17 protein-coding genes are annotated in these 18983 nt (G+C 40.0%); 9 read left to right on the top strand and 8 right to left on the bottom strand.

Features of this window, described 5'->3' with window-relative positions:
• Positions 1 to 6: 6 nt before the first annotated feature.
• The 3 genes from A8F95_RS10855 to A8F95_RS10845 all read right to left on the bottom strand — a co-directional run bounded on the left by A8F95_RS10855 (position 7) and on the right by A8F95_RS10845 (position 3344).
• Positions 7 to 1038, bottom strand: coding sequence for an acyltransferase family protein (locus A8F95_RS10855; RefSeq protein ID WP_065410527.1), 1032 nt, complete (start codon positions 1036 to 1038; stop codon positions 7 to 9).
• A 195-nt stretch (positions 1039 to 1233) separates the two neighbouring features.
• Positions 1234 to 1665, bottom strand: a complete 432-nt coding sequence (locus tag A8F95_RS10850) for a hypothetical protein (protein WP_141676262.1) — start codon at positions 1663 to 1665, stop codon at positions 1234 to 1236.
• A gap of 158 nt (positions 1666 to 1823) precedes the next feature.
• Positions 1824 to 3344, bottom strand: coding sequence for a PAS domain-containing sensor histidine kinase (locus A8F95_RS10845; protein WP_065410525.1), 1521 nt, complete (start codon positions 3342 to 3344; stop codon positions 1824 to 1826).
• Positions 3345 to 3518: 174 nt separating this feature from the next.
• Here A8F95_RS10845 and A8F95_RS10840 point away from each other — a divergent pair, with 174 nt between their 5' ends.
• Both A8F95_RS10840 and A8F95_RS10835 read left to right on the top strand, forming a co-directional pair.
• Positions 3519 to 5093 (top strand): bifunctional metallophosphatase/5'-nucleotidase, encoded by a 1575-nt coding sequence (locus tag A8F95_RS10840; RefSeq protein WP_065410524.1) that lies wholly within the window; start codon positions 3519 to 3521, stop codon positions 5091 to 5093.
• 126 nt (positions 5094 to 5219) lie between these two features.
• Positions 5220 to 6914 (top strand): M3 family oligoendopeptidase, encoded by a 1695-nt coding sequence (locus A8F95_RS10835; RefSeq protein WP_065410523.1) that lies wholly within the window; start codon positions 5220 to 5222, stop codon positions 6912 to 6914.
• Between the two features lie 108 nt (positions 6915 to 7022).
• On the opposite strand, the gene A8F95_RS10830 is transcribed toward A8F95_RS10835, so the two are convergent.
• Complete coding sequence (locus A8F95_RS10830; RefSeq protein WP_065410522.1) at positions 7023 to 9173, bottom strand: ATP-dependent Clp protease ATP-binding subunit; 2151 nt, start codon at positions 9171 to 9173, stop codon at positions 7023 to 7025.
• Positions 9174 to 9366: 193 nt separating this feature from the next.
• Here A8F95_RS10830 and A8F95_RS10825 point away from each other — a divergent pair, with 193 nt between their 5' ends.
• A complete protein-coding gene (locus tag A8F95_RS10825) occupies positions 9367 to 10395 on the top strand; it encodes a YkvI family membrane protein (RefSeq protein ID WP_342669953.1) in 1029 nt (342 codons plus the stop codon).
• Positions 10396 to 10424: 29 nt separating this feature from the next.
• On the opposite strand, the gene A8F95_RS10820 is transcribed toward A8F95_RS10825, so the two are convergent.
• A complete protein-coding gene (locus A8F95_RS10820; RefSeq protein ID WP_065410520.1) occupies positions 10425 to 11033 on the bottom strand; it encodes a CPBP family intramembrane glutamic endopeptidase in 609 nt (202 codons plus the stop codon).
• Positions 11034 to 11243: 210 nt separating this feature from the next.
• Positions 11244 to 11435 (bottom strand): YkvS family protein, encoded by a 192-nt coding sequence (locus A8F95_RS10815; RefSeq protein WP_065410519.1) that lies wholly within the window; start codon positions 11433 to 11435, stop codon positions 11244 to 11246.
• Between the two features lie 221 nt (positions 11436 to 11656).
• Here A8F95_RS10815 and A8F95_RS10810 point away from each other — a divergent pair, with 221 nt between their 5' ends.
• From A8F95_RS10810 to A8F95_RS10795, 4 genes are all read left to right on the top strand, one after another.
• Positions 11657 to 11851 carry a hypothetical protein gene (locus A8F95_RS10810; protein WP_065410518.1) on the top strand — a complete coding sequence of 65 codons (195 nt, stop codon included), beginning with the start codon at positions 11657 to 11659 and terminating at the stop codon, positions 11849 to 11851.
• A gap of 392 nt (positions 11852 to 12243) precedes the next feature.
• Complete coding sequence (locus A8F95_RS10805) at positions 12244 to 13029, top strand: SDR family oxidoreductase (protein WP_245671260.1); 786 nt, start codon at positions 12244 to 12246, stop codon at positions 13027 to 13029.
• A gap of 364 nt (positions 13030 to 13393) precedes the next feature.
• Positions 13394 to 14251: an NAD(P)-dependent oxidoreductase gene (locus A8F95_RS10800; RefSeq protein WP_065410895.1), complete on the top strand. Its 858-nt coding sequence runs from the start codon at positions 13394 to 13396 to the stop codon at positions 14249 to 14251.
• Between the two features lie 145 nt (positions 14252 to 14396).
• On the top strand, positions 14397 to 14672 hold the full coding sequence (locus tag A8F95_RS10795; RefSeq protein WP_141676261.1) for a hypothetical protein: 276 nt from the start codon (positions 14397 to 14399) through the stop codon (positions 14670 to 14672).
• 48 nt (positions 14673 to 14720) lie between these two features.
• Here the strand turns inward: A8F95_RS10795 and A8F95_RS10790 are convergent, their stop codons facing one another.
• Complete coding sequence (locus tag A8F95_RS10790) at positions 14721 to 15878, bottom strand: aminotransferase A (RefSeq protein WP_065410515.1); 1158 nt, start codon at positions 15876 to 15878, stop codon at positions 14721 to 14723.
• A gap of 104 nt (positions 15879 to 15982) precedes the next feature.
• Between A8F95_RS10790 and corA the strand changes: the two genes are divergently transcribed.
• Positions 15983 to 16942, top strand: coding sequence for a magnesium/cobalt transporter CorA (gene corA, locus A8F95_RS10785; protein WP_245671258.1), 960 nt, complete (start codon positions 15983 to 15985; stop codon positions 16940 to 16942).
• A gap of 112 nt (positions 16943 to 17054) precedes the next feature.
• Here the strand turns inward: corA and A8F95_RS10780 are convergent, their stop codons facing one another.
• Positions 17055 to 17687: a LysE family translocator gene (locus tag A8F95_RS10780; protein ID WP_065410513.1), complete on the bottom strand. Its 633-nt coding sequence runs from the start codon at positions 17685 to 17687 to the stop codon at positions 17055 to 17057.
• A gap of 333 nt (positions 17688 to 18020) precedes the next feature.
• Here A8F95_RS10780 and A8F95_RS10775 point away from each other — a divergent pair, with 333 nt between their 5' ends.
• Positions 18021 to 18923 carry a chemotaxis protein gene (locus A8F95_RS10775; RefSeq protein WP_049661256.1) on the top strand — a complete coding sequence of 301 codons (903 nt, stop codon included), beginning with the start codon at positions 18021 to 18023 and terminating at the stop codon, positions 18921 to 18923.
• The last annotated feature ends 60 nt before the right edge of the window (positions 18924 to 18983 follow it).

Genomic DNA, 18983 nt, shown 5'->3' with positions numbered 1-18983 from the left:
TTCTCCTTATAGCTTTTCTGATATTTTGCCTTGTTCATATCGATTGGAAAAGAGCTTTTTAAGCTTGGACCATTTCGTCTCGATGAACGGTTGAGCCACCGTTGTCACTACCGTCGAAGAAAGAATCATCGTTAAAAATAAAGATGCAATCAACAAGAGAAGAATTGACTCAGCTGAGTCTTTCACTTCACTTTCACGGAAGGTTTTAATGACAAAGCCGTGCAGTAAATAAACGTACAATGTATTTCTGCCCCAATCGGTAAAAAAGAACTTTTTCTTCGGTACAAAAGCAAAAAAAGCAGCAATCATCATAAAGCTTACCATATAAATGCCCGTGCGGTGGATTATTCCTGAGAAGTTTGAAGCCCCTAAGTCTGCAAAAGAGAAAGAGCCAAGCAGCCATCTCTGGTCAAAATCAGGGAAGCTAAGTGCCGTGTAAAAGACAGCAAGTGCGCTAAAGAACAAGACGATACGAACGGTTTTATGAGCAAGCAAATTGAAATGCTCTTTTTTTAAATAATATCCAATTAAGAAAAATGGGAAGAAAATAAACGTACGAGCAAAGCTTAACACATCTAACTGACGATCGATACAGCCAATCGCAATTCCAATAGCGAAAGAAACAGTCAGTAAGACAACTGGTTTGAGTTTTAGCCATTTAACCGAAATGACCAGCAATAAGTTCCAGAAGAACAAGCTGAGCAAAAACCATAATGACCATTGGGGCACGAGCAAGTCAAGATGCAGTGCTTGATCTTCATACAAATAAAAATAAAAAAAGGAATAAATAATTTGGAAAATAAAGAATGGCAGCAAAATTTTCTGAGCCGTTTTTTTAACGTATCCTTTTTTATAAAAGCTTTTGGCAAAAAAACCTGATACTAAAATAAACCCTGGCATATGAAACAAGTAAATGGTTGTATACAAGGCAAAGATAACAGGGTTATCACCGATATACGAGCGAATAAAATGACCGAATACAACGAAAACAATTAAAATAAACTTTGCGTTATCAAAATAATAATCTCTTTTAGACATAAACCCTCACCTTAAAAGTATGATGTAGCAACTGGCTGCAGTATTATTTTAAACACAACATGACATTATACAGGAAAACCGCCAACCTCGCCATTATACAAAAATAGGAAGCGTCGTCTGGAAAACATGATTCTATGTAAAAATGGGATGCGTAAAGTGCGTCGCTTATAGATTTTTTTAAAAAAACGCCGGCTGTCAAGCCCGGCGTTTTAAGCTTTCTCCTATATTGAAATAATCTTCAATTTTGATGGATAGGCGAATTGCTTCATGATAAATATCTGTTTTGATCCCGTTGATCGACTGCGATTTTTTTCCGGCTTCCAATAGATGATCAAGCAATTCCTTGGAAAACGGAGAATAGGCCAGCAATTGTTTTAACTGACGTGATTCTTTTTCGAGTTTTGCGATAAAAATCTGTATTTCTGTATAGGGAGAGCGTACAGCAGTCAATGAAAATGCATAAATAGCTGCGGCTGTACGAATAAAAGGTTCTGATGATTGTTTGATTAATCTTTTTGCCTCAGTAAGAGAGGCTATTTTTCTATATGTGCGAGTAGACGGATCATAAATTTTTAAAAAGTCTGTATGCCATTCTAGTGCCGCTTCATTCCATACTGTATCAGCCATGTTTCTTTCTCCTTTATTTCTCTCTAGTTGTTTTTCTAAAGACGACATCCTCCTGTTATATAACCTATTTAAGGAGAAACTAAACCTAAAAACTGAATTCAATCATAAAAGACTGCTGCAGACGCACATATAGGAGCGCTCACAGCAGTCTTTGCTATTTATTCAACGGGCTCATGAAATTGAAGAGGAAGGGTAATGCTGACGACAGTACCAAAACCATGTTCACTATCTATTTCGATGGAGCCGTCGAATGATTCTATAATTCTTTTGCATACTACTAGACCAAGGCCCGTTCCATGTTCTTTGGAAGTAAAGAATGGCTTGAAAATCAAGTCCAGATCTTCTTTCTTGATGCCGGGGCCAGTATCAGCAATGGTAATATAACAATTTTCTTCGCCTTTTAAAACATTTAAGCTTAATTGTCCGCCATCACACATCGCTTCGAAAGCATTTTTTGTCAGGTTTAATAAAACTTGTTTCATTTGATCGGTGTTGACACGAACCCATATCTCTTGTTCAGGAAGGGTTAATTCATATTCAATAGAATATAAATTAGCTTCGGAACGAATGAGCGGATTTAAATCAAAGACAATTTCACGTATATCAACCGTTTGGATTTTTTGAGCAGTCGGTTTTCCTAAAATCAAAAATTCACTAACAATTTGATTGATACGTCCAATTTCTTTATTGATGACACTAAAATAAAATTTATCTTCCGGGTGATTGTATTTTTCATTTAATAGCTGGACGAGTCCCTTTATTCCGGTTAGCGGGTTGCGTATTTCGTGGGCTGTACTTGCGGCTAACGTTCCGATGAGTTCAAGCTTTTGAGCCTCCTGCTGCATTCTCTCCAGCTTTGTTTGCCTCTTTAGCATCATATATTTAACGAGTAGAAAAACGATGTGAAGAAGGACAATAATAGCTATACCAAACAGTAAGGTAAGGGCAAGCAGATGATTTTGGCTGGATTGCCTAGCCGTAACGATTAAATTCCATGGAAGCTGAGCTAGAGGATATTCAACAGTATGCCGGTTCTCTTCGGCGTCTACTTTTTCATTAACAGAAAAAATCGGTATCTGCTTGGCATTTTCAACTGAGATAGAATATTCGGGTGTCAGCATCCTCATAATATTTTTCATGTAATCTAATCGAATATGTGAAACGATAACAGCTTCCACATGTTCATCTTTCATTACAGGTGTAGCGATCGCTATAACAGGTTGATTGTTAGATAATGTTTCAGCTTCATCGGAAACAGCTGTGTCTTTCGTTAAGAGAGCTTCCTTAATATAGGGCTTGTTTCTAAGGTTATATTGTTTCAATAAGTCATTCGTGCCGGTAAGTAAGTTGCCTTCAAAGTCGAGGATATAAATCCCCCCGTAGCGTGGATCTTTTCCGGCCATTTTTTTTAATATGGCCTGAACTTCATTGGGGATGTGTCCATCTTTACCCAAGCTTTGCACTTCTTCTTCCGTGCTTACAGCTAGAATATCCATACTGACTTTTGTTTCATTAATAAATTGATCTAATTGATTGCGATGAAGAGTCGCTGCCCATTCTAATTTTTCACGCTGCTGTTCATCGGCACGATCAGCAAGAAAATGATAACAGCCAAAAATAGCTAGAATGGCAGGGAGCACGACAATGAAAAAATAGATCGCTCGTTCACGTTTATTCATCTAGTTTCGTCCTTTTAAAAAATTCATTGCTGTTTCATTATAGCAAACTATTATTATTTTCTCTCCCTTGTATGTATACTTAGGAAAAATTTCATTGGATAAGCTCTTTTAAAACAGAGGAAAAACGTGGTAAGTTGAATAAAAAGAATTAATAACTGGCATAGGGGGATAAGAATGAAAAAAATTAAGCTGAACATCCTTGAAACGAGTGATGTGCACGGAGCGATATTTCCTATTCATTACGGAACGAACAAGACGGCTGATCATGGTCTCGCTCGGCTTTCAACGGCTATTAAACAAGTGCGGAAAGAGAATGATCATGTCTTGTTAGTAGACAATGGAGATTTTCTCCAAGGCACACCGTTAGCGAGCTTTTATTACCGCTCCCTCCGTCAAGGCGTCCATCCGATGATCAAAGCGATGAACTATTTACAATATGATGCGGCTGTGCTTGGCAATCATGAATTTAATTACGGAATGGAGATGTTAAATAAAGCCGAACAAGATGCTCATTTCCCCTTTTTAAGCGCCAACATTCTACATAAGGAATCAAAATCCCCTTATTTCGGACGTCCTTACTTTATAAAGAATTTTACTTCTGGAATTAAAGCTGCTGTGCTTGGCATCACGACGAGTTACATTCCTAACTGGGAAAAGCCGGAATATATTTACGGATTGTCTTTTACCGATGTGGTCGCTGCGGCTCAAAGGTGGGTCCATTACATTAGAGAAGTAGAAAAACCAGATATTATGATTGTTTCTTATCATGGTGGATTTGAAATTGACCTCGCCAATGGAGAAAGAATCGAAACAAAAGAAAAAGGGGAAAATCAAGCTTATCGGATATGTACGGAAGTAGAAGGCATTGATGTGCTGCTTACTGGGCACCAGCACCGAATAGCAGCAGAGTTTATAAACGGTGTAGCCGTTGTTCAGCCTGGATTCAGCGGAGCAGCTATGGGACAAGTGACAGCAGAGTTTACTTTGTCAGAAGAGTCGGTGAAGCTGAGTGAGCTTTCTGTTGACATAATAGAGGCTAAACACTTTACAGCTGATAAAGAAATTCTTGAATTAGTCAAAGAAGAAGAGCTGCAAACGCAAAAATGGCTGGATGAAGTCATTGGGACGATAGAGGGAAATATGGAGATCAATGATCCTTTTCAAGTCAGGTTAACAGAACATCCGCTTATCGAACTCATTAATCGAGTACAGATGGAAGCATCCCAGACAGACATTTCTTGTACAGCGCTTTTTCATAACGGCTCGCGCGGTCTCCCTGCTGAAGTGACGATGCGGGATATCGTATCTAACTATATCTATCCTAATTCATTAGCTGTTATTGAAATTACGGGCGAGGAAATGAAAAAGGCATTAGAGCGTTCAGCCTCTTATTTTACGCTGCTTCCAGACGGAAGACCCGGCGTCAGCCCTAAGTTTTCTTATCCTAAACCCCAGCATTATAACTATGATATGTGGGAAGGGATTGAGTATACAATTAATCTTCAAAAGGCACCAGGCAGCCGGATTGAGCAATTAACCTATCATGGGGAACCGGTTGAAGCTAAACGTCTCTATCAGGTTGTGTTAAATAACTACCGTGCAGGAGGCGGGGGAGATTACTTAATGTTTAAAGGGAAGAAAGTGATAAAAGAAATACAGACGGATATGTCGGAACTGCTCGCTGATTACATAAAGAAACAGGGAACGGTTAAAGCAGAGGTTAATCACAATTGGAAGGTGATATATTAAATTTGGGGCGATGGATTGGAGTGGAAGCCGAATACTTAAGGAAAGAGAAGCGGCCGAAGGAAAAACCAATCCTTATGGTGAACAGAATCACATTAAAAGAGTGAACCGATAGAAAGGAGAATCTAAATGAAATTTAGTGAATATAAGTATGAGCGCCCGGATGTAGAACGGGCTGAAAGAGAGATTAGCCAAAGTTTGAAGCAGTTTAAGGAAGCGGATTGCGTAGAAAAGCAAGTGGATGCATTAAATAGGATGAATGACATTCGCAGCCAGATAAGCACGATGATGGACCTTTGCCATATCCGGCATACAATCGATACGAATGACTCGTTTTACAAGCAGGAGCAGGATTACATGGACGAAGTTTCCCCAAGGATGGAAGGGATCGCTTCACAGATCAACGAAGCGCTGTTAGCTTCTTCTTTTCGGGAGGAGCTTGAAAAGAATTTCGGCACACAGCTGTTCCTCTTAGCGGAAGCTCAAGTGAAAACTTTTTCACCAGAAGTGCTGCCGCTGCTTGAGAAAGAAAACAAGCTCTCCTCACAATATACACAGCTCGTGGCTTCTGCTCAAATTGAGTTTCAGGGAGAAATGCTGACGCTTGCTCAAATTGAGCCTTTCACGGAGTCGGCAGACCGCTCTGTACGGAAGGAAGCAACCGAAGCGCGCTTTGCTTTTTTTGCTCGTCACGAAGAACAATTTGATGCTATTTATGATGAATTAGTAAAAGTTCGTACAGATATCGCCCGTAAGCTCGGATTTCAAAACTTTGTTGAGCTTGGTTATGGCCGTTTAAACCGGGTGGATTATAATGCGAAGATGGTCAAAGGATACAGAGAACAAATAAAGAAATACATTGTTCCGCTTGCGACTAAGCTCAGAAAGACTCAAGCAGAGCGAATTGGATTGCAGGAATTAAAGTTTTACGACGAGGGCTATCAATTTACGACGGGCAACGCGAAGCCGAAAGGGCCGGCAGAGTGGATCGTGGAAAATGGGCAGAAGATGTATAAAGAGCTTTCCCAGGAAACGAACGAGTTTTTTCAATTTATGCTTGACCACGAATTGATGGACCTTACAGCAAAAAAAGGAAAAGCAGGCGGGGGATACTGCACGTACCTTTCTGGATACCGTTCCCCATTTATCTTTTCTAATTTTAACGGGACATCAGGAGATATTGATGTGCTCACACATGAAGCGGGGCACGCCTTTCAAGTGTACTCAAGCCGGGATTTCACGGTTCCTGAATATCTATGGCCGACGTATGAAGCGTGCGAAATTCATTCGATGAGCATGGAGTTTTTTACGTGGCCGTGGATGGAGCTATTCTTTAAAGAGGATACAGATAAATACAAGTATGCTCACTTAAGCGAGGCCATTTTGTTTCTTCCATACGGAGCCGCGGTAGATGAGTTTCAGCATCGGGTGTATGAAGAACCCGAGTTAACCCCGGCAGAAAGAAAAGCCGTGTGGAAAGAGATCGAAAAAACATACTTGCCTCACCGTGATTACGACGGCATCCCATATTTAGAAGCAGGGGGCTTCTGGCAGCGTCAGGGGCACATTTATGAAGTGCCATTTTATTATATTGATTATACCCTCGCTCAAGTATGTGCCCTGCAGTTCTGGAAACGGATGCAGGAAAATCGGGAGAAAGCCTGGGAGGATTATGTGAAAATCTGCCGGGTTGGCGGCAGTTTGTCTTTCACAGACATTGTTAAGCTGGCTGGATTAGCTTCCCCATTTGCAGAAGACTGCATTGGAAAGGTCATTGAACCGATTGAACAGTGGCTGGATCAAGCGGGAAGCAAATTAATATAAAAAAGAAGCGTCTGAGTTATTCTCAGACGCTTCAGGCTGTTGACAAACGTTGATGATATATAAGGCAGACTTTTTCTATAATCTAAGCGTTCAGACGCTGGATTATGGTTAGGCAGCTACAATCTGAATATCGTTGTCTTTTAACACAGCTTTTAATTGCTTTGTTTCTGGGTGATCGAGGATAAAGTCAGCGATGCCATCCTCGAGCTGTTCTTGAATAACACGGCGGAGCGGACGGGCACCGAATTCTGGATGGTAGCCGAGTTCACCCAATCGTTCTTTGACTTTATCTGTTACGTGAAGTGCAATCGATTGCTCCGTAAGAGTGTGATTCAATTCAGCAAGCATTAATTCAACGATTTGCTGTAAGTCCGCTTTTTCGAGCGATTTAAATTCAATGATGTTGTCAAAGCGGTTCAAGAATTCTGGCTTAAAGAAGCTGCCGAGAGAATCTAAGATAGAGCTTTCTTTGATAGCATTATTTTTCTCAAAACCGACAGTAATCGTTTTAGTAGCTGTTCCGGCATTGCTTGTCATGATGATGACGGTGTCTTTGAAGCTGACTGTCCGTCCTTGACTGTCAGTAAGACGGCCATCTTCAAGAATTTGCAAAAACATATGCTGCACATCTGGATGGGCTTTTTCGATTTCATCAAGCAGAATAATGCTGTACGGATTGCGGCGTACTTTTTCTGTTAGCTGTCCGGCTTCTTCGTGGCCTACATATCCAGGAGGTGAACCGATTAATTTAGAGACGCTGTGTTTTTCCATAAATTCGCTCATGTCAAGACGCACCATCGCATCTTTAGAGCCGAATAATTCTTCAGCGAGTGATTTTGTTAGTTCTGTTTTCCCTACACCAGTTGGGCCGACGAATAAGAAGGAACCGATTGGACGATTTTTTGATTTCAAGCCGGCGCGGCTGCGACGGATCGCTTTAGCCACTTTTTGAACAGCTTCTGCTTGTCCAATAACTTTTTTCGCTAAGTTCTCTTCTAGGTGTTTCATCGCTTGTTGTTCGTCTTCTTGAAGTTTGCCGACAGGGATACCTGTTTTTTCCTCAATTAATTGTTGAATGTGCTCTGCTGTTACGACTGGGCGCTCAACAGTTTCCTCTGTTCCTTGCAGTTTTTCTTCTAATTTTAGTTCCTCATCACGCAGTTTGGCTGCTTTTTCATAGTTTTCTTCTTGCAAGGCTGTTTCTTTTTCTTTTGAAATTTGAGCAAGACGTTCGTTAATGGATTCTTTATCTTGTGTATCGATTGTTAAATTCAGTTTTGATCCGGCTTCATCGAGCAAGTCGATCGCTTTGTCAGGCAGGAAGCGATCCTGAATGTAACGGTGAGACAATTTCGCACAAGCTTCAAGCGCTTCTGTTGTAAAGGCTACTTCGTGGAAGTCCTCATAGCGTTTTTGCAAGCCAGCTAAAATTTGGATCGTTGCTGCTACTGTTGGTTCGCTTACTTGAACGGGCTGGAAGCGTCGTTCTAACGCGGCGTCTTTTTCAATTTGGCGGTATTCTTTTAAAGTTGTCGCACCAATCAATTGCAATTCACCGCGAGCAAGTGCTGGTTTCAAAATGTTGCCGGCATCCATTGAGCCTTCAGCAGAGCCAGCGCCAACAATTAGGTGGATTTCGTCAATAAACAATAAGACGTTTTTACGTTGCTGCAATTCGGTAATTAATTGTTTCATTCTTTCTTCAAATTGACCACGAATGCCGGTGTTTGCCACAAGGGATGCCACATCCAGCAAGTATACTTCTTTTTCTTTAAGTTTAGCAGGTACATCGCCTTCCGCAATTTTGAGAGCGAGGCCTTCTGCAATCGCTGTTTTACCTGTACCAGGTTCACCAATCAAGACAGGATTGTTTTTATTGCGGCGATTCAATACTTCAATAATACGGCTGATCTCTTTGTCTCGGCCGATGACTGGATCAATTAAACCGGCTTTTGCCATATTGGTTAAGCTGCGGCCGAATTGATCAAGAAAGCCGTTTCCACCATTGCCGCCGTTTTGCTGCGGCTGCATTTTAGGGGAAGGAGCTGCTTGGCCGTTCATATTAGAAAAACCGAAGCCTTTCATTAGGTCATCAAAAGGAAATCCTCCAAATTGTTGAAAGTTCATCGCACCATCTCCCATTGGTTGTTTATTTTTTTGATAACAATTTGAACATAGATAAAGCTGTTTTGTTTTTCCGTTAATATTCATACGGAATTGAACATTAGCTTGATGTTGATGGCAGTTTTGACACAACATACACTTCATTCCTTTCCGTTCATGTTTAGAGATTCAATAGTTTAGTAGGTTAAGTTTTGACTTTGACTAACTTTGACCTTTGATTTCATTATACTCTGACCTTCTTTGACTTTCAAGTGTTTTATCAAAAAATTTTTTTCTTCTTGAAAGTGAAAGACAAGCATAAGGTGAACTAACACGTATAAAGCGGGGGATGGCTTTGAAGACATGGGGTGGAGCCTGCCAAATAGCGGCTGTTTATGTTGGAACTATCATTGGTGCAGGTTTTGCGACCGGAAAAGAAATCGTTCAGTTTTTTTCACAATTCGGCTTTTATGGACTGTTTGGAATCATTATAAGTGGTTGTTTGTTTATTTTTCTTGGAGCGAAAATCATGCTGGTTGCAATGGATGTACAAGCAAAGTCTTTTGAGGAATTTAACGCGTACCTCTTTGGTGAAAGGTTTGGTCTAGCGGCTACGTTTATTCAATTTTTTATGTTGATTGGAGTTACTGGTGTTATGCTTTCGGGGACGGGAGCCTTATTTTCAGAAAGATTTCATATTCCGGCAAATGCCGGCATCCTGTTAACAATTGTGATCGGTTTTTTAGTGATGAAAAAAGGGGTAACAGGGTTGCTGGCTGTCAATGTTTTCGTTGTTCCGCTTATGATTGTGTTTCATTTGTATACTGCGAGTGAAGCGATAGCACAGCCTGATTTTCTAGAAAATCTTTTTATGAAAGAAACATCTCATCATACATGGAAGGTCTGGACTTCGCCATTTAGTTATGCAGCTTTTAATTTAGCTTTGGCACAAGCTGTATTAGTCCCGCTTGCATTTGAAATAAAGGATCGGCAGACGATTAAAAAAGGGGCTTTTTTAGGAGGAGTCGTATTAACATGCCTGATGATCGCGAGTCATGTCAGTTTAATTCAATTAGCAGATGTTGCGAAATATGATATCCCAATGGCTCAGATTGTGGAAAAACTGATTCCTGCCTTTCATTTCATTTATGCTTTTCTTATTTATGGAGAGATCTTTACATCAGTGATTGGGAACGCCTATGGCTTGAAGCAGCAGCTTGAGAATCATATCCGCTGGCCAGCTTCTCTTTTGTTTCTTCTTATTTTCTCTGCTGGATTTTTATTAAGCCAAGTTTCCTATGGCACGCTGCTTGGTTTCCTATATCCGTTGTTTGGAATGATTAGTTTATTGTTTCTCCTATTACTTTGGAAAAAATAAAACGAACCGCAACGGTTCGTTTTATTTTCCTAGAAAAGCGGAAGCAGGACGATTAAGAGTACATCAAATACGAGATGAGAAATAATGAGCATTGGTACACTGCGTTTCCATACGTACAATGATCCCCAGAATAAGCCAGCGATAAAAGCAGCAAGTACCCAGATAAATTTGTCTGAGTAAAGGAAGATAGAGGCGTATAACACGGAAGCGGCAATAATCGCTGTTAAGTCATTGAAATAGATGGAAAGGCGTTTTTGGATAAATCCACGCCAGAATAATTCTTCTCCGGGGATAAAAACAAGTATCAAAACGATATAGTGCCAGGAGAACTGTGGAGAGTACCACCGATAAATGCTCGCTACTTCTTTTTCCAGGGAAAAAGGCAGGATGGGGAGAAGAAGGTGACCCGCGAAAAAGAGTGCATATAAGAGTAATCCTGATAGAACACCATATTTTAAATAACTTCGTGTCTTCTGCTTATCATCTATTTTTTCGCTAATAATAGCAAAGCTGATGAAGAAAAGGTTTGCAGCTGTGTATAAATACCAAAAAATATCGCGATCTGAAAACGTCATGTAGAGCAATACATGCGCCAGGATGATACTTAAAATCAGCCGCCAATCCTTAATAAGTGCCATCTTTCTGAACTCCTTTCTTTCATTACAGCACTTATTTTAACAAAAGCCTATTAAAAATAGAATGGAAATCCCTTAATAATGAGGAAAAGAGGGAATACTAGGCGAATAGGAATGAGAGCAAAGCTGTAACAGAGAAGGTAACATGCTCAAACTATTAAAAACTGCCGCGTATAAAGGAGGTTTATACACGGCAGTTTTAGAGTAATGAAACTATGCATTGATAGAAGGCTGAATAATAGTATAGTTTTTGTGGTTGACGACCGTTTTTTCTTCTATTTGCAACTCTCTAAAATTCTCCATAATGGTTAGGTCAACGATGACCGAGTTTTCATTCACTTTTTCAACAATTCCTTGCAGTCCACCTTTAAATCTAATCACATTCCCCACTTCTGCTTTTGTCATTTTTCTCTCTCCTCCATAGTTTAAATTCACACAGCTTTACTTGTTGTTTCTTTATTGCTTTTATATTAAGCTTTGGAAAGTAAGGCCTAACAGGAATCGATTTAAAACATTTTTGCGTTATAATAAATGGTAAAATGAATTACTTTACAGTTTGCCTTATTTTTGAAAAAGAGTAAAGTGATTTGCCCGATAAGATAAAAAATTCAGAAAGAAGGATAGCTATGACGGCAGCTGATGCAGAAAATCTAATGAACCAACTGAAAAACGGTGAAATTAATGAGTGTCACGTTAGTAAAGAGCATTTCCTCATTTTTCAACGTGAATTGGTGAAAAGAGAAGATTTTAAACATTTTAGAGGAATTGCCCAGCGAGGCGGCTCTGTTATCTATCACTATATGGCGGAACCGAGAAGCTAATGAACGTTTCTTTATTAAATAGCTCGGTTACAGAAGAAGGCAGGTTTTTATAAGCTGTTTAAATAAAAATATGAAAAAATGTTTAAATAAGGGATTATCGGTAAATAATAAGTAACAGTACATGATGAGATTTACTTAAGCCTTTTCATTCTCATTTTTCCCCCACTTGAATCCGGACGGTGATCGTCCGGATTTTTTTATTTAGGTTTTGTTAAGGATGAAGTTGTTTTTTGAATAATTGATTAGAGCGGAAGTTAACAATTAAGTATAAGAGCCCCTTTATTTATGGAGCGGCTTCAACCACTTCTTAAGTAAGCAGAGAAATAAAAAGTGAAGGAAAATTCTAAATATACTATAATAATATGCAGATAAAGGAAAAGGAGGTTGTTAAAGTGGATCAAACTTTTCAAGGAAAAACAGCCGTCGTTCTTGCTTCAAGTCAAGGGCTCGGAAAAGCGATTGCAGCTAAACTGGCAGCAGGAGGGGCAAATGTGATGCTTGCCAGCAGAAATAGCAGCAAGCTAGAAGAAGTAAAGCAGGAGCTAGAGAGAGAGAATCAGGGAAGAGTCGATTATACAGCTTGTGATATTACAAATTTGGAAGATATCAAGGCAGTCGTCCATAACACTGTGGAAAAGTTCGGGGCCATTCATATTTTAATCAATAATGCAGGAGGACCGCCTGCCGGATCATTTGAAGATATGAGTGATGAACAATGGCAGCAAGCCTTTGAACTAAATTTATTATCTTATATTCGGTCGATAAGAGAAGCTTTGCCCCATCTAAAAAAACAAGGCGGCAAGATTATCAATATCGCTTCTTCTTCTATTAAAGAGCCCATTTCAGGATTAATTTTGTCAAATACGTTCCGTACTGGAATTGTCGGTCTTTCCAAAACGTTGGCGGAAGAGTTTGCCCGGTATGGAATTCTAGTTAATACAGTAGCTCCTGGCCGTATTGCGACAGACCGTTTGAAGTATCTTGATAAAATAAACGCTGAAAAGCAGGGGATTTCTATGGAACAATTGGATGAACAAATTAAAAAAAGAATCCCGCTTGGCCGTTATGGGCAACCGGAAGAATTCGCTAATGTGGTTGCTTTTTTAGCTTCTGACGCTAATACATATATGACAGGCAGCAGCTTTCTAGTAGATGGCGGAATGATTCGTTCTATTTAAAAACAAGGCTCTGTTAAGAGAGAAGGATGTTTTTAGTCGTTGATTCTCACGGAAGGCGTCCACCTATGGTGAATACCAACAATCAAGTATGATAGAGAAAAAACAAAAAAGTTTCTTTTTATGGTTTAATTCGGCAAGAGAGTGGGAAGTATATAACCAAGCATGATCAATTGGAGATTCTCACTCACAACCCCCTTTTCTTGAGGCCTGCCGATAAGCAGGTCTTTTTTTTGTGTGCACGAACCATAATAGAGCATAAAGATGAGAATCAAAGTCTATTTTTAATTTTTTCAGTGAGCGTTTGCATAAAGGTTCGGAGGAAAGTAACTTATTTTATATATAAGTGGGGAAGGTAGTGAAGGAAATGAAAATTGGATTTATCGGTACAGGAGTAATGGGAAAAAGCATGGCGGGACATCTGCAGAAAGCAGGACATCAATTATTTCTTTATACACGTACGCAAGAGAAGGCAGAAGAGCTATTAAATAAAGGCGCTGTATGGTGCAAAACACCTGCTGAAGTAGCCTGTCAAACAGAGGTTGTGTTTACCATTGTTGGCGAGCCGCATGATGTAGAGGAAGTCTACTTAGGAGCGGAAGGGATTTTGGCAGGCAGCAGTGAGGGGCAAATGGTGATTGACATGACGACATCTCAGCCAAGCCTTGCTCGAAATATTTATGAAAAAGCACGCGAAAAAGGAGTAGAAGCGCTAGATGCTCCTGTATCCGGTGGAGACACAGGGGCGAAAAACGGAACGCTGGCTATTATGGTGGGCGGCAGCAAAGCGGCATTTGAAAAAGCCTTGCCGCTTTTCGAAACGATTGGCAGCAATATCGTCTATCAAGGAGAAGCCGGAGCAGGACAGCATACAAAAATGAGCAATCAAATTGCCATCGCAACGAATATGATTGGGGTTTGTGAAGCCCTGCTATATGCGCAAAAAGCGGGACTAGATTTAGACAACGTGCTAAAAAGCATCTCTACAGGGGCAGCAGGAAGCTGGTCTCTATCTAATTTGGCACCAAGAATGATTCAAGGAGACTTTGCTCCGGGCTTCTATGTTAAACATTTTATAAAGGATATGAAAATTGCCATTGAAGAAGCAGAAAAAATGGGATTGGAATTACCAGGGCTATCTCTTGCAAAAAAGATGTATGAAGAGCTCGCTGCACGAGGAGAGGAAGAGAGCGGTACGCAAGCTTTGTTTAACTATTGGAATTAGCTTTAAAGAAGGCTCTTCTAAAGAAGAGTGTTGAGTTTATTATTATATTAAAAACTTAGTTATAAATGGAAGATTCAGATGGGGGTAGGAAAGGTCATGGGTTTACAAAGCAGCGCCCAAGATAGGACGTTTAGAAAGAGGCTATATGGTGGCCACTAGTTTTTCGCAAATCATCATTTTACTTATCTTCATCGGCGGCCCGCTGCTTTTTCCACTTCTCACTAAAAAGTGGAAATGGTTAATCACGGTCATCATAGGGTATAGCGTCTATATCCTCTGGGGAGTGTATCTCCATTTTACTTCTGACATTACAGAGTATGGTACAGGTTATGGCATGCTTATTGTTCCTTATTTAATCGGAATATCAATAGCAGGTGCTATCTTACAACGCAATACAGACAAAAATCAAAAAGAGAAGTAAACAAAAAAGCGCTCGGAGTCGGCTGGATTGAACCGGCTCCAAGTGCTTTTACTTTTTCATAGTAGTTAAAAACTTTTCAATGCGATCAAGCCCTTTGCGCAACTCTTCCATGGAGTAGGCAAAAGAAAGTCGAAAATATCCTTCGCCAAATTCAGAAAAAGCGCTGCCAGGAACGACGGCTACCCGCTGTTCCATCGCAAGTTTGTAGCAGAAGTCAAAAGAGGATTCGTGAACCCAGTTGGGAATCGCTACAAAGAAGTAAAAGGCGCCGTCTGGTTTTACTACGTCCGCTTCCATAGCAGACAGTCGCTCAAATACATAATCCCGTCGCTTCTTATATTCCCTTTGCATCGGAAGGGCGTCATCTATACCGGCTGACACAGCTTCTAACGCCGCCATTTGTGAAACAGAAGAAGCGCACGACACGTTATATTGATGTACTTTTAAAATGTGCTGGGCGATCGTTTCAGGAGCAAATAAGAAGCCGATTCGCCATCCTGTCATCGCATGTGATTTAGACAGGCCATTTAAGACAATTGTCTGCTCTCTGAGAAAGGAAGCAATCGATACATGAGGCGCATCAAACGTCAGTTCACTATAGATTTCATCAGCGATCACGAAGACGTCTTTTCCCTTTAACAGGTCCGCAATCGCTTTTAGTTCAGCTTCTGTCAGACTGACGCCTGTTGGATTGGACGGGTAAGGCAAAATAACAGCTTTCGTTTTGTCTGTTAACGCATCGCTGATTAATTCTGCTGTCAGCTTAAATCCATTTGTCCGTGTATCGACGGTACGTACGTTAGCCTGGCACATTTGGATAATGGGTTCATAGCCAGGATACACGGGTCCTGGTAAAATAACTTCATCCCCTGGTGACAAAAGTGTGCGCAGGGTAATGTCAATGGCCTGGCTGGCTCCGACTGTTACGATTACTTCTGACTCCGGAGAGTATGTTAAATGATATTTTGTATGTACATAATCAGCCGCCGCTTTCCGCAGTTCAAGGAAGCCAGCGTTATGGGTATAGGTTGTATAATTGTTTTCAATCGCTTCTTTGCCTGCTTCTTTGACATGCTCGGGTGTGAGGAAGTCGGGCTGCCCGATTGTAAGAGAGACCATATCGTCAATCCCGCCGACTAGATTAAAAAATTTACGAATACCAGAAATCTGAATATTTTTTACCTGTTCATTGATCAAGTGTTCCAATGAGTTTGCCGCCTTTCTATATGGATATGATATATTGTAGCATTGAAATAGACAGACAGTAGTGAAAATGAAGAACAATGGAGAAAAAAATGATTAAAATTTGCATGTTAAAAACAAATGGCCAATTAGTTTTTGATGCTCCTTTAGAAGAGACAAAAGCAAAAGATACGCTATGGTACTGGGTTGATTTCTTCAATCCGAAAGAAGAAGAGGCAAAGCTGTTAAAGCGTTTTTTTCATTTTCATCCTTTGGCGGTAGAGGATTGTCTTGATAACCAAAGCGGCCGGCCTAAGCTGGATTTTTATGAGAATTATGCTTTTTTTCTTGTTCATGCGCTTGATAAAAAGGAGTTTGAAGGAAAAGAAGTAGGTGTGTTTATGAATAAAGAAATGATCGTCACAGTTCATCAGCGGCCTGTAAATGAATTAGATGAAGTATGGAGAAGTATAGTAGAAAATGAAAGACTGCGCCAAGGTCCGGCTTCTATTTTACATAGATTGATTGACAGGTTCGTGGATGAGTATTTTCCGTTAGTTTATCATGTGGAGGATGCATTAAACAGCATAGACGAGGAACTGGATACAAATCCGCGAAACAACTTAATTGACCGCCTATTTGATATCCGCCACCATATGTCTAAATTAAGAAGAACCATTATCCCAATGAGAGACCTGCTCTACCGGCTGTTGAATTCGACCCGGTTAGAATATATAGAAGACCGCCATATTTATTTTGGTGATATTCATGACCACCTATTGAAATTAGTAGAAATGCTGGAATCCTATCGCGAATTTTCTTCAGATGTCCGTGATAGCTACTTATCGGTCAGCTCAGATAAAATGAACAATATTATGATGACGTTAACGATTATTACCACTATTTTTATGCCGTTAACGTTTATTGCTGGAATCTATGGCATGAATTTCGATAACATGCCGGAATTGCACACTTCTTACGGCTATTTTCTTGTTCTTGCTGTGATGGCAGTTATTGCCGTCGGGATGTTCTTTATGTTTGTAAAAGCAGGCTGGCTCCAGCTTCGCAATAAGAAAAAGCAGGAGTGAAATAAGGGGTTTTAGCTTCTTTCAGTGAGGGACTTTCGTTGAACATAGCTATAAAAATAAGCCCCTTCGATTTAGGGAAATCGAAGGGGCTTGCCTAATACATAAGAATAATCTAATTAGGAGCCTTTTCAAGAACTAGCTTTACACCAAATCCTATCAGGATGGTTCCGGTGATTCCTTCAATCATATTTTGTGTTTTAGGTTTTTTCATAAAAGCACTAATATGATGAATCAAATAAACATAAAGCAAAGACCATATGATAGTCAGTGCGGTATAAGTCATCCCCATCATGAGAAACGGTAAAAAAGTATGACTGCCAGGGTCAACGAACTGAGGGAAAAAGGTTAAGAACAAAATCGCGACTTTAGGGTTCAGAAGGTTTGTAAAGAATCCTTGTTTAAAGCAAGAGGTGCTTCCAAACTTGCTTTTTGTGTTTGCCTGAATGCTTGCTGCTTCTTCTTTTTTCTTTAAAGACCATAATGTCTTAACCCCCAAGTAAAGTAAGTAAACAGCGCCTACATATTTAAAGACAGAAAATAATAACGCTGATTTTACAATGATAGCTGAGAGTCCAAATACGGCAGCAGAAGTATGGATAGAAAGGGCACAGCAAATGCCGAGAACGGTTTTAAGCCCCCCGGACTTCCCAGCAGTGATCGTATTTTTTGTAGTAATGGCAGTATCGGGGCCTGGTAAAATAATAAAAAAAACACACATAAGGACAAACAGATAAAAGTTTTCCATTTTATGATCACCTTCTCATTAACATAAGTTCTGTATCAATAATTCTTACAGTGTATTATATAGGAATCGTCTTATTGATTGAACATAAAAATGATGTTTTTTAAAAATATTCTCATTAGTCTGACGGGTATGTTTAATAAGAAGGCTTAGTAAATTGATTAAGCATTTTTCACGATATAGTCTTTCTATTTATCAATAAATGAAGGGGAACGCTAATATTTGGAGGAAACTTTATTCTAAATGAACATGTTATGCTAGCGAGTCTAAATATTCTCTAAAAAAGACCGACATTATTAATGATAGGGTAAATAGAATCGATAAGGGGACAAATGAATGAATAATGATAACGGGATCTTACTGGAAAGTGGAACAAATGAATTAGAAATTGTGGAATTCGAGGTGTGTGGCAACAAGTACGGAATTAATGTTATTAAAGTAAAAGAAATTATTCAGCCGGTCGCTGTCACGTTTATCCCGCACGCTCATGAGCATATTGAAGGGATTATCCAGTTGCGCGGGGAAGTGTTGCCATTAGTGGATATGGCGAAGGTGCTGGGCTTGCCAGGAGGCAAAACAGGAGAGACGGATAAATACATCGTTACGGAGTTTAACAAACAAAAGGTCGTTTTCCACGTTCAGAATGTTACACGAATTCATCGAATTTCCTGGGAAGATATTGAAAAGCCATCTGATATGTACCAGGGAGGCAGCAGTCAAGTCATCGGAGTAATTAAAATAAACGGAGAAATGATTTTGCTGCTCGACTTTGAAAAGGTAATTGTTGATATTAATCCCGAATCAGGTATCCACATAGGACAAATTAAACAGCTTGGCAAAAGAGAGCGGTCAGAAAAGCGTCTTATCGTTGCCGAAGATTCTCCGCTGTTAAGAAAATTAATTAGCGATACACTCGCGGAAGCGGGCTACGATGCAGTAGAATTCTTTGAGAATGGCAAACAAGCGCTCGAGTTCTTAGAAAACCAGGCCGACGAAGTCGCAGCTGGAAAGGGAGCACAGCTTTTAATCACGGATATTGAAATGCCGCAGATGGACGGACATCATTTGACGAAACGAGTAAAGGAACATGCTTTACTGAAGAATCTTCCAGTTGTGATCTTTTCCTCGTTAATTACGGAGGATCTACGCCACAAAGGGGATGAAGTAGGAGCCAATGCTCAAGTTAGTAAGCCGGAGATTGCCGAGCTTATTAAGCATATTGATCAATTTGTCCTCTAAGATCATAACGAAAAAACACCGGAAGCACCGGTGTTTTTTTTGTTTGCACGATCAAATTAT

Origin of the sequence: Pseudobacillus wudalianchiensis (assembly GCF_001685015.1) — a bacterium.
GTDB classification, from domain to species: Bacteria; Bacillota; Bacilli; order Bacillales; family Domibacillaceae; genus Pseudobacillus; species Pseudobacillus wudalianchiensis.
Note: the sequence above shows the minus strand (reverse complement) of the source record. Positions and strands in the feature narration are given on the sequence as shown.

Excerpts from the sequence above, each read along its gene's own strand:
- A8F95_RS10855 (WP_065410527.1), bottom strand. The coding sequence starts at position 1,038 with ATGTCTAAAAGAGATTATTATTTTGATAACGCAAAGTTTATTTTAATT.
- A8F95_RS10850 (WP_141676262.1), bottom strand. The coding sequence starts at position 1,665 with ATGGCTGATACAGTATGGAATGAAGCGGCACTAGAATGGCATACAGAC.
- A8F95_RS10845 (WP_065410525.1), bottom strand. The coding sequence starts at position 3,344 with ATGAATAAACGTGAACGAGCGATCTATTTTTTCATTGTCGTGCTCCCT.
- A8F95_RS10840 (WP_065410524.1), top strand. The coding sequence starts at position 3,519 with ATGAAAAAAATTAAGCTGAACATCCTTGAAACGAGTGATGTGCACGGA.
- A8F95_RS10835 (WP_065410523.1), top strand. The coding sequence starts at position 5,220 with ATGAAATTTAGTGAATATAAGTATGAGCGCCCGGATGTAGAACGGGCT.
- A8F95_RS10830 (WP_065410522.1), bottom strand. The coding sequence starts at position 9,173 with ATGTTGTGTCAAAACTGCCATCAACATCAAGCTAATGTTCAATTCCGT.
- A8F95_RS10825 (WP_342669953.1), top strand. The coding sequence starts at position 9,367 with ATGGCTTTGAAGACATGGGGTGGAGCCTGCCAAATAGCGGCTGTTTAT.
- A8F95_RS10820 (WP_065410520.1), bottom strand. The coding sequence starts at position 11,033 with ATGGCACTTATTAAGGATTGGCGGCTGATTTTAAGTATCATCCTGGCG.
- A8F95_RS10815 (WP_065410519.1), bottom strand. The coding sequence starts at position 11,435 with ATGACAAAAGCAGAAGTGGGGAATGTGATTAGATTTAAAGGTGGACTG.
- A8F95_RS10810 (WP_065410518.1), top strand. The coding sequence starts at position 11,657 with ATGACGGCAGCTGATGCAGAAAATCTAATGAACCAACTGAAAAACGGT.
- A8F95_RS10800 (WP_065410895.1), top strand. The coding sequence starts at position 13,394 with ATGAAAATTGGATTTATCGGTACAGGAGTAATGGGAAAAAGCATGGCG.
- A8F95_RS10795 (WP_141676261.1), top strand. The coding sequence starts at position 14,397 with ATGGTGGCCACTAGTTTTTCGCAAATCATCATTTTACTTATCTTCATC.
- corA (WP_245671258.1), top strand. The coding sequence starts at position 15,983 with ATGTTAAAAACAAATGGCCAATTAGTTTTTGATGCTCCTTTAGAAGAG.
- A8F95_RS10780 (WP_065410513.1), bottom strand. The coding sequence starts at position 17,687 with ATGGAAAACTTTTATCTGTTTGTCCTTATGTGTGTTTTTTTTATTATT.
- A8F95_RS10775 (WP_049661256.1), top strand. The coding sequence starts at position 18,021 with ATGAATAATGATAACGGGATCTTACTGGAAAGTGGAACAAATGAATTA.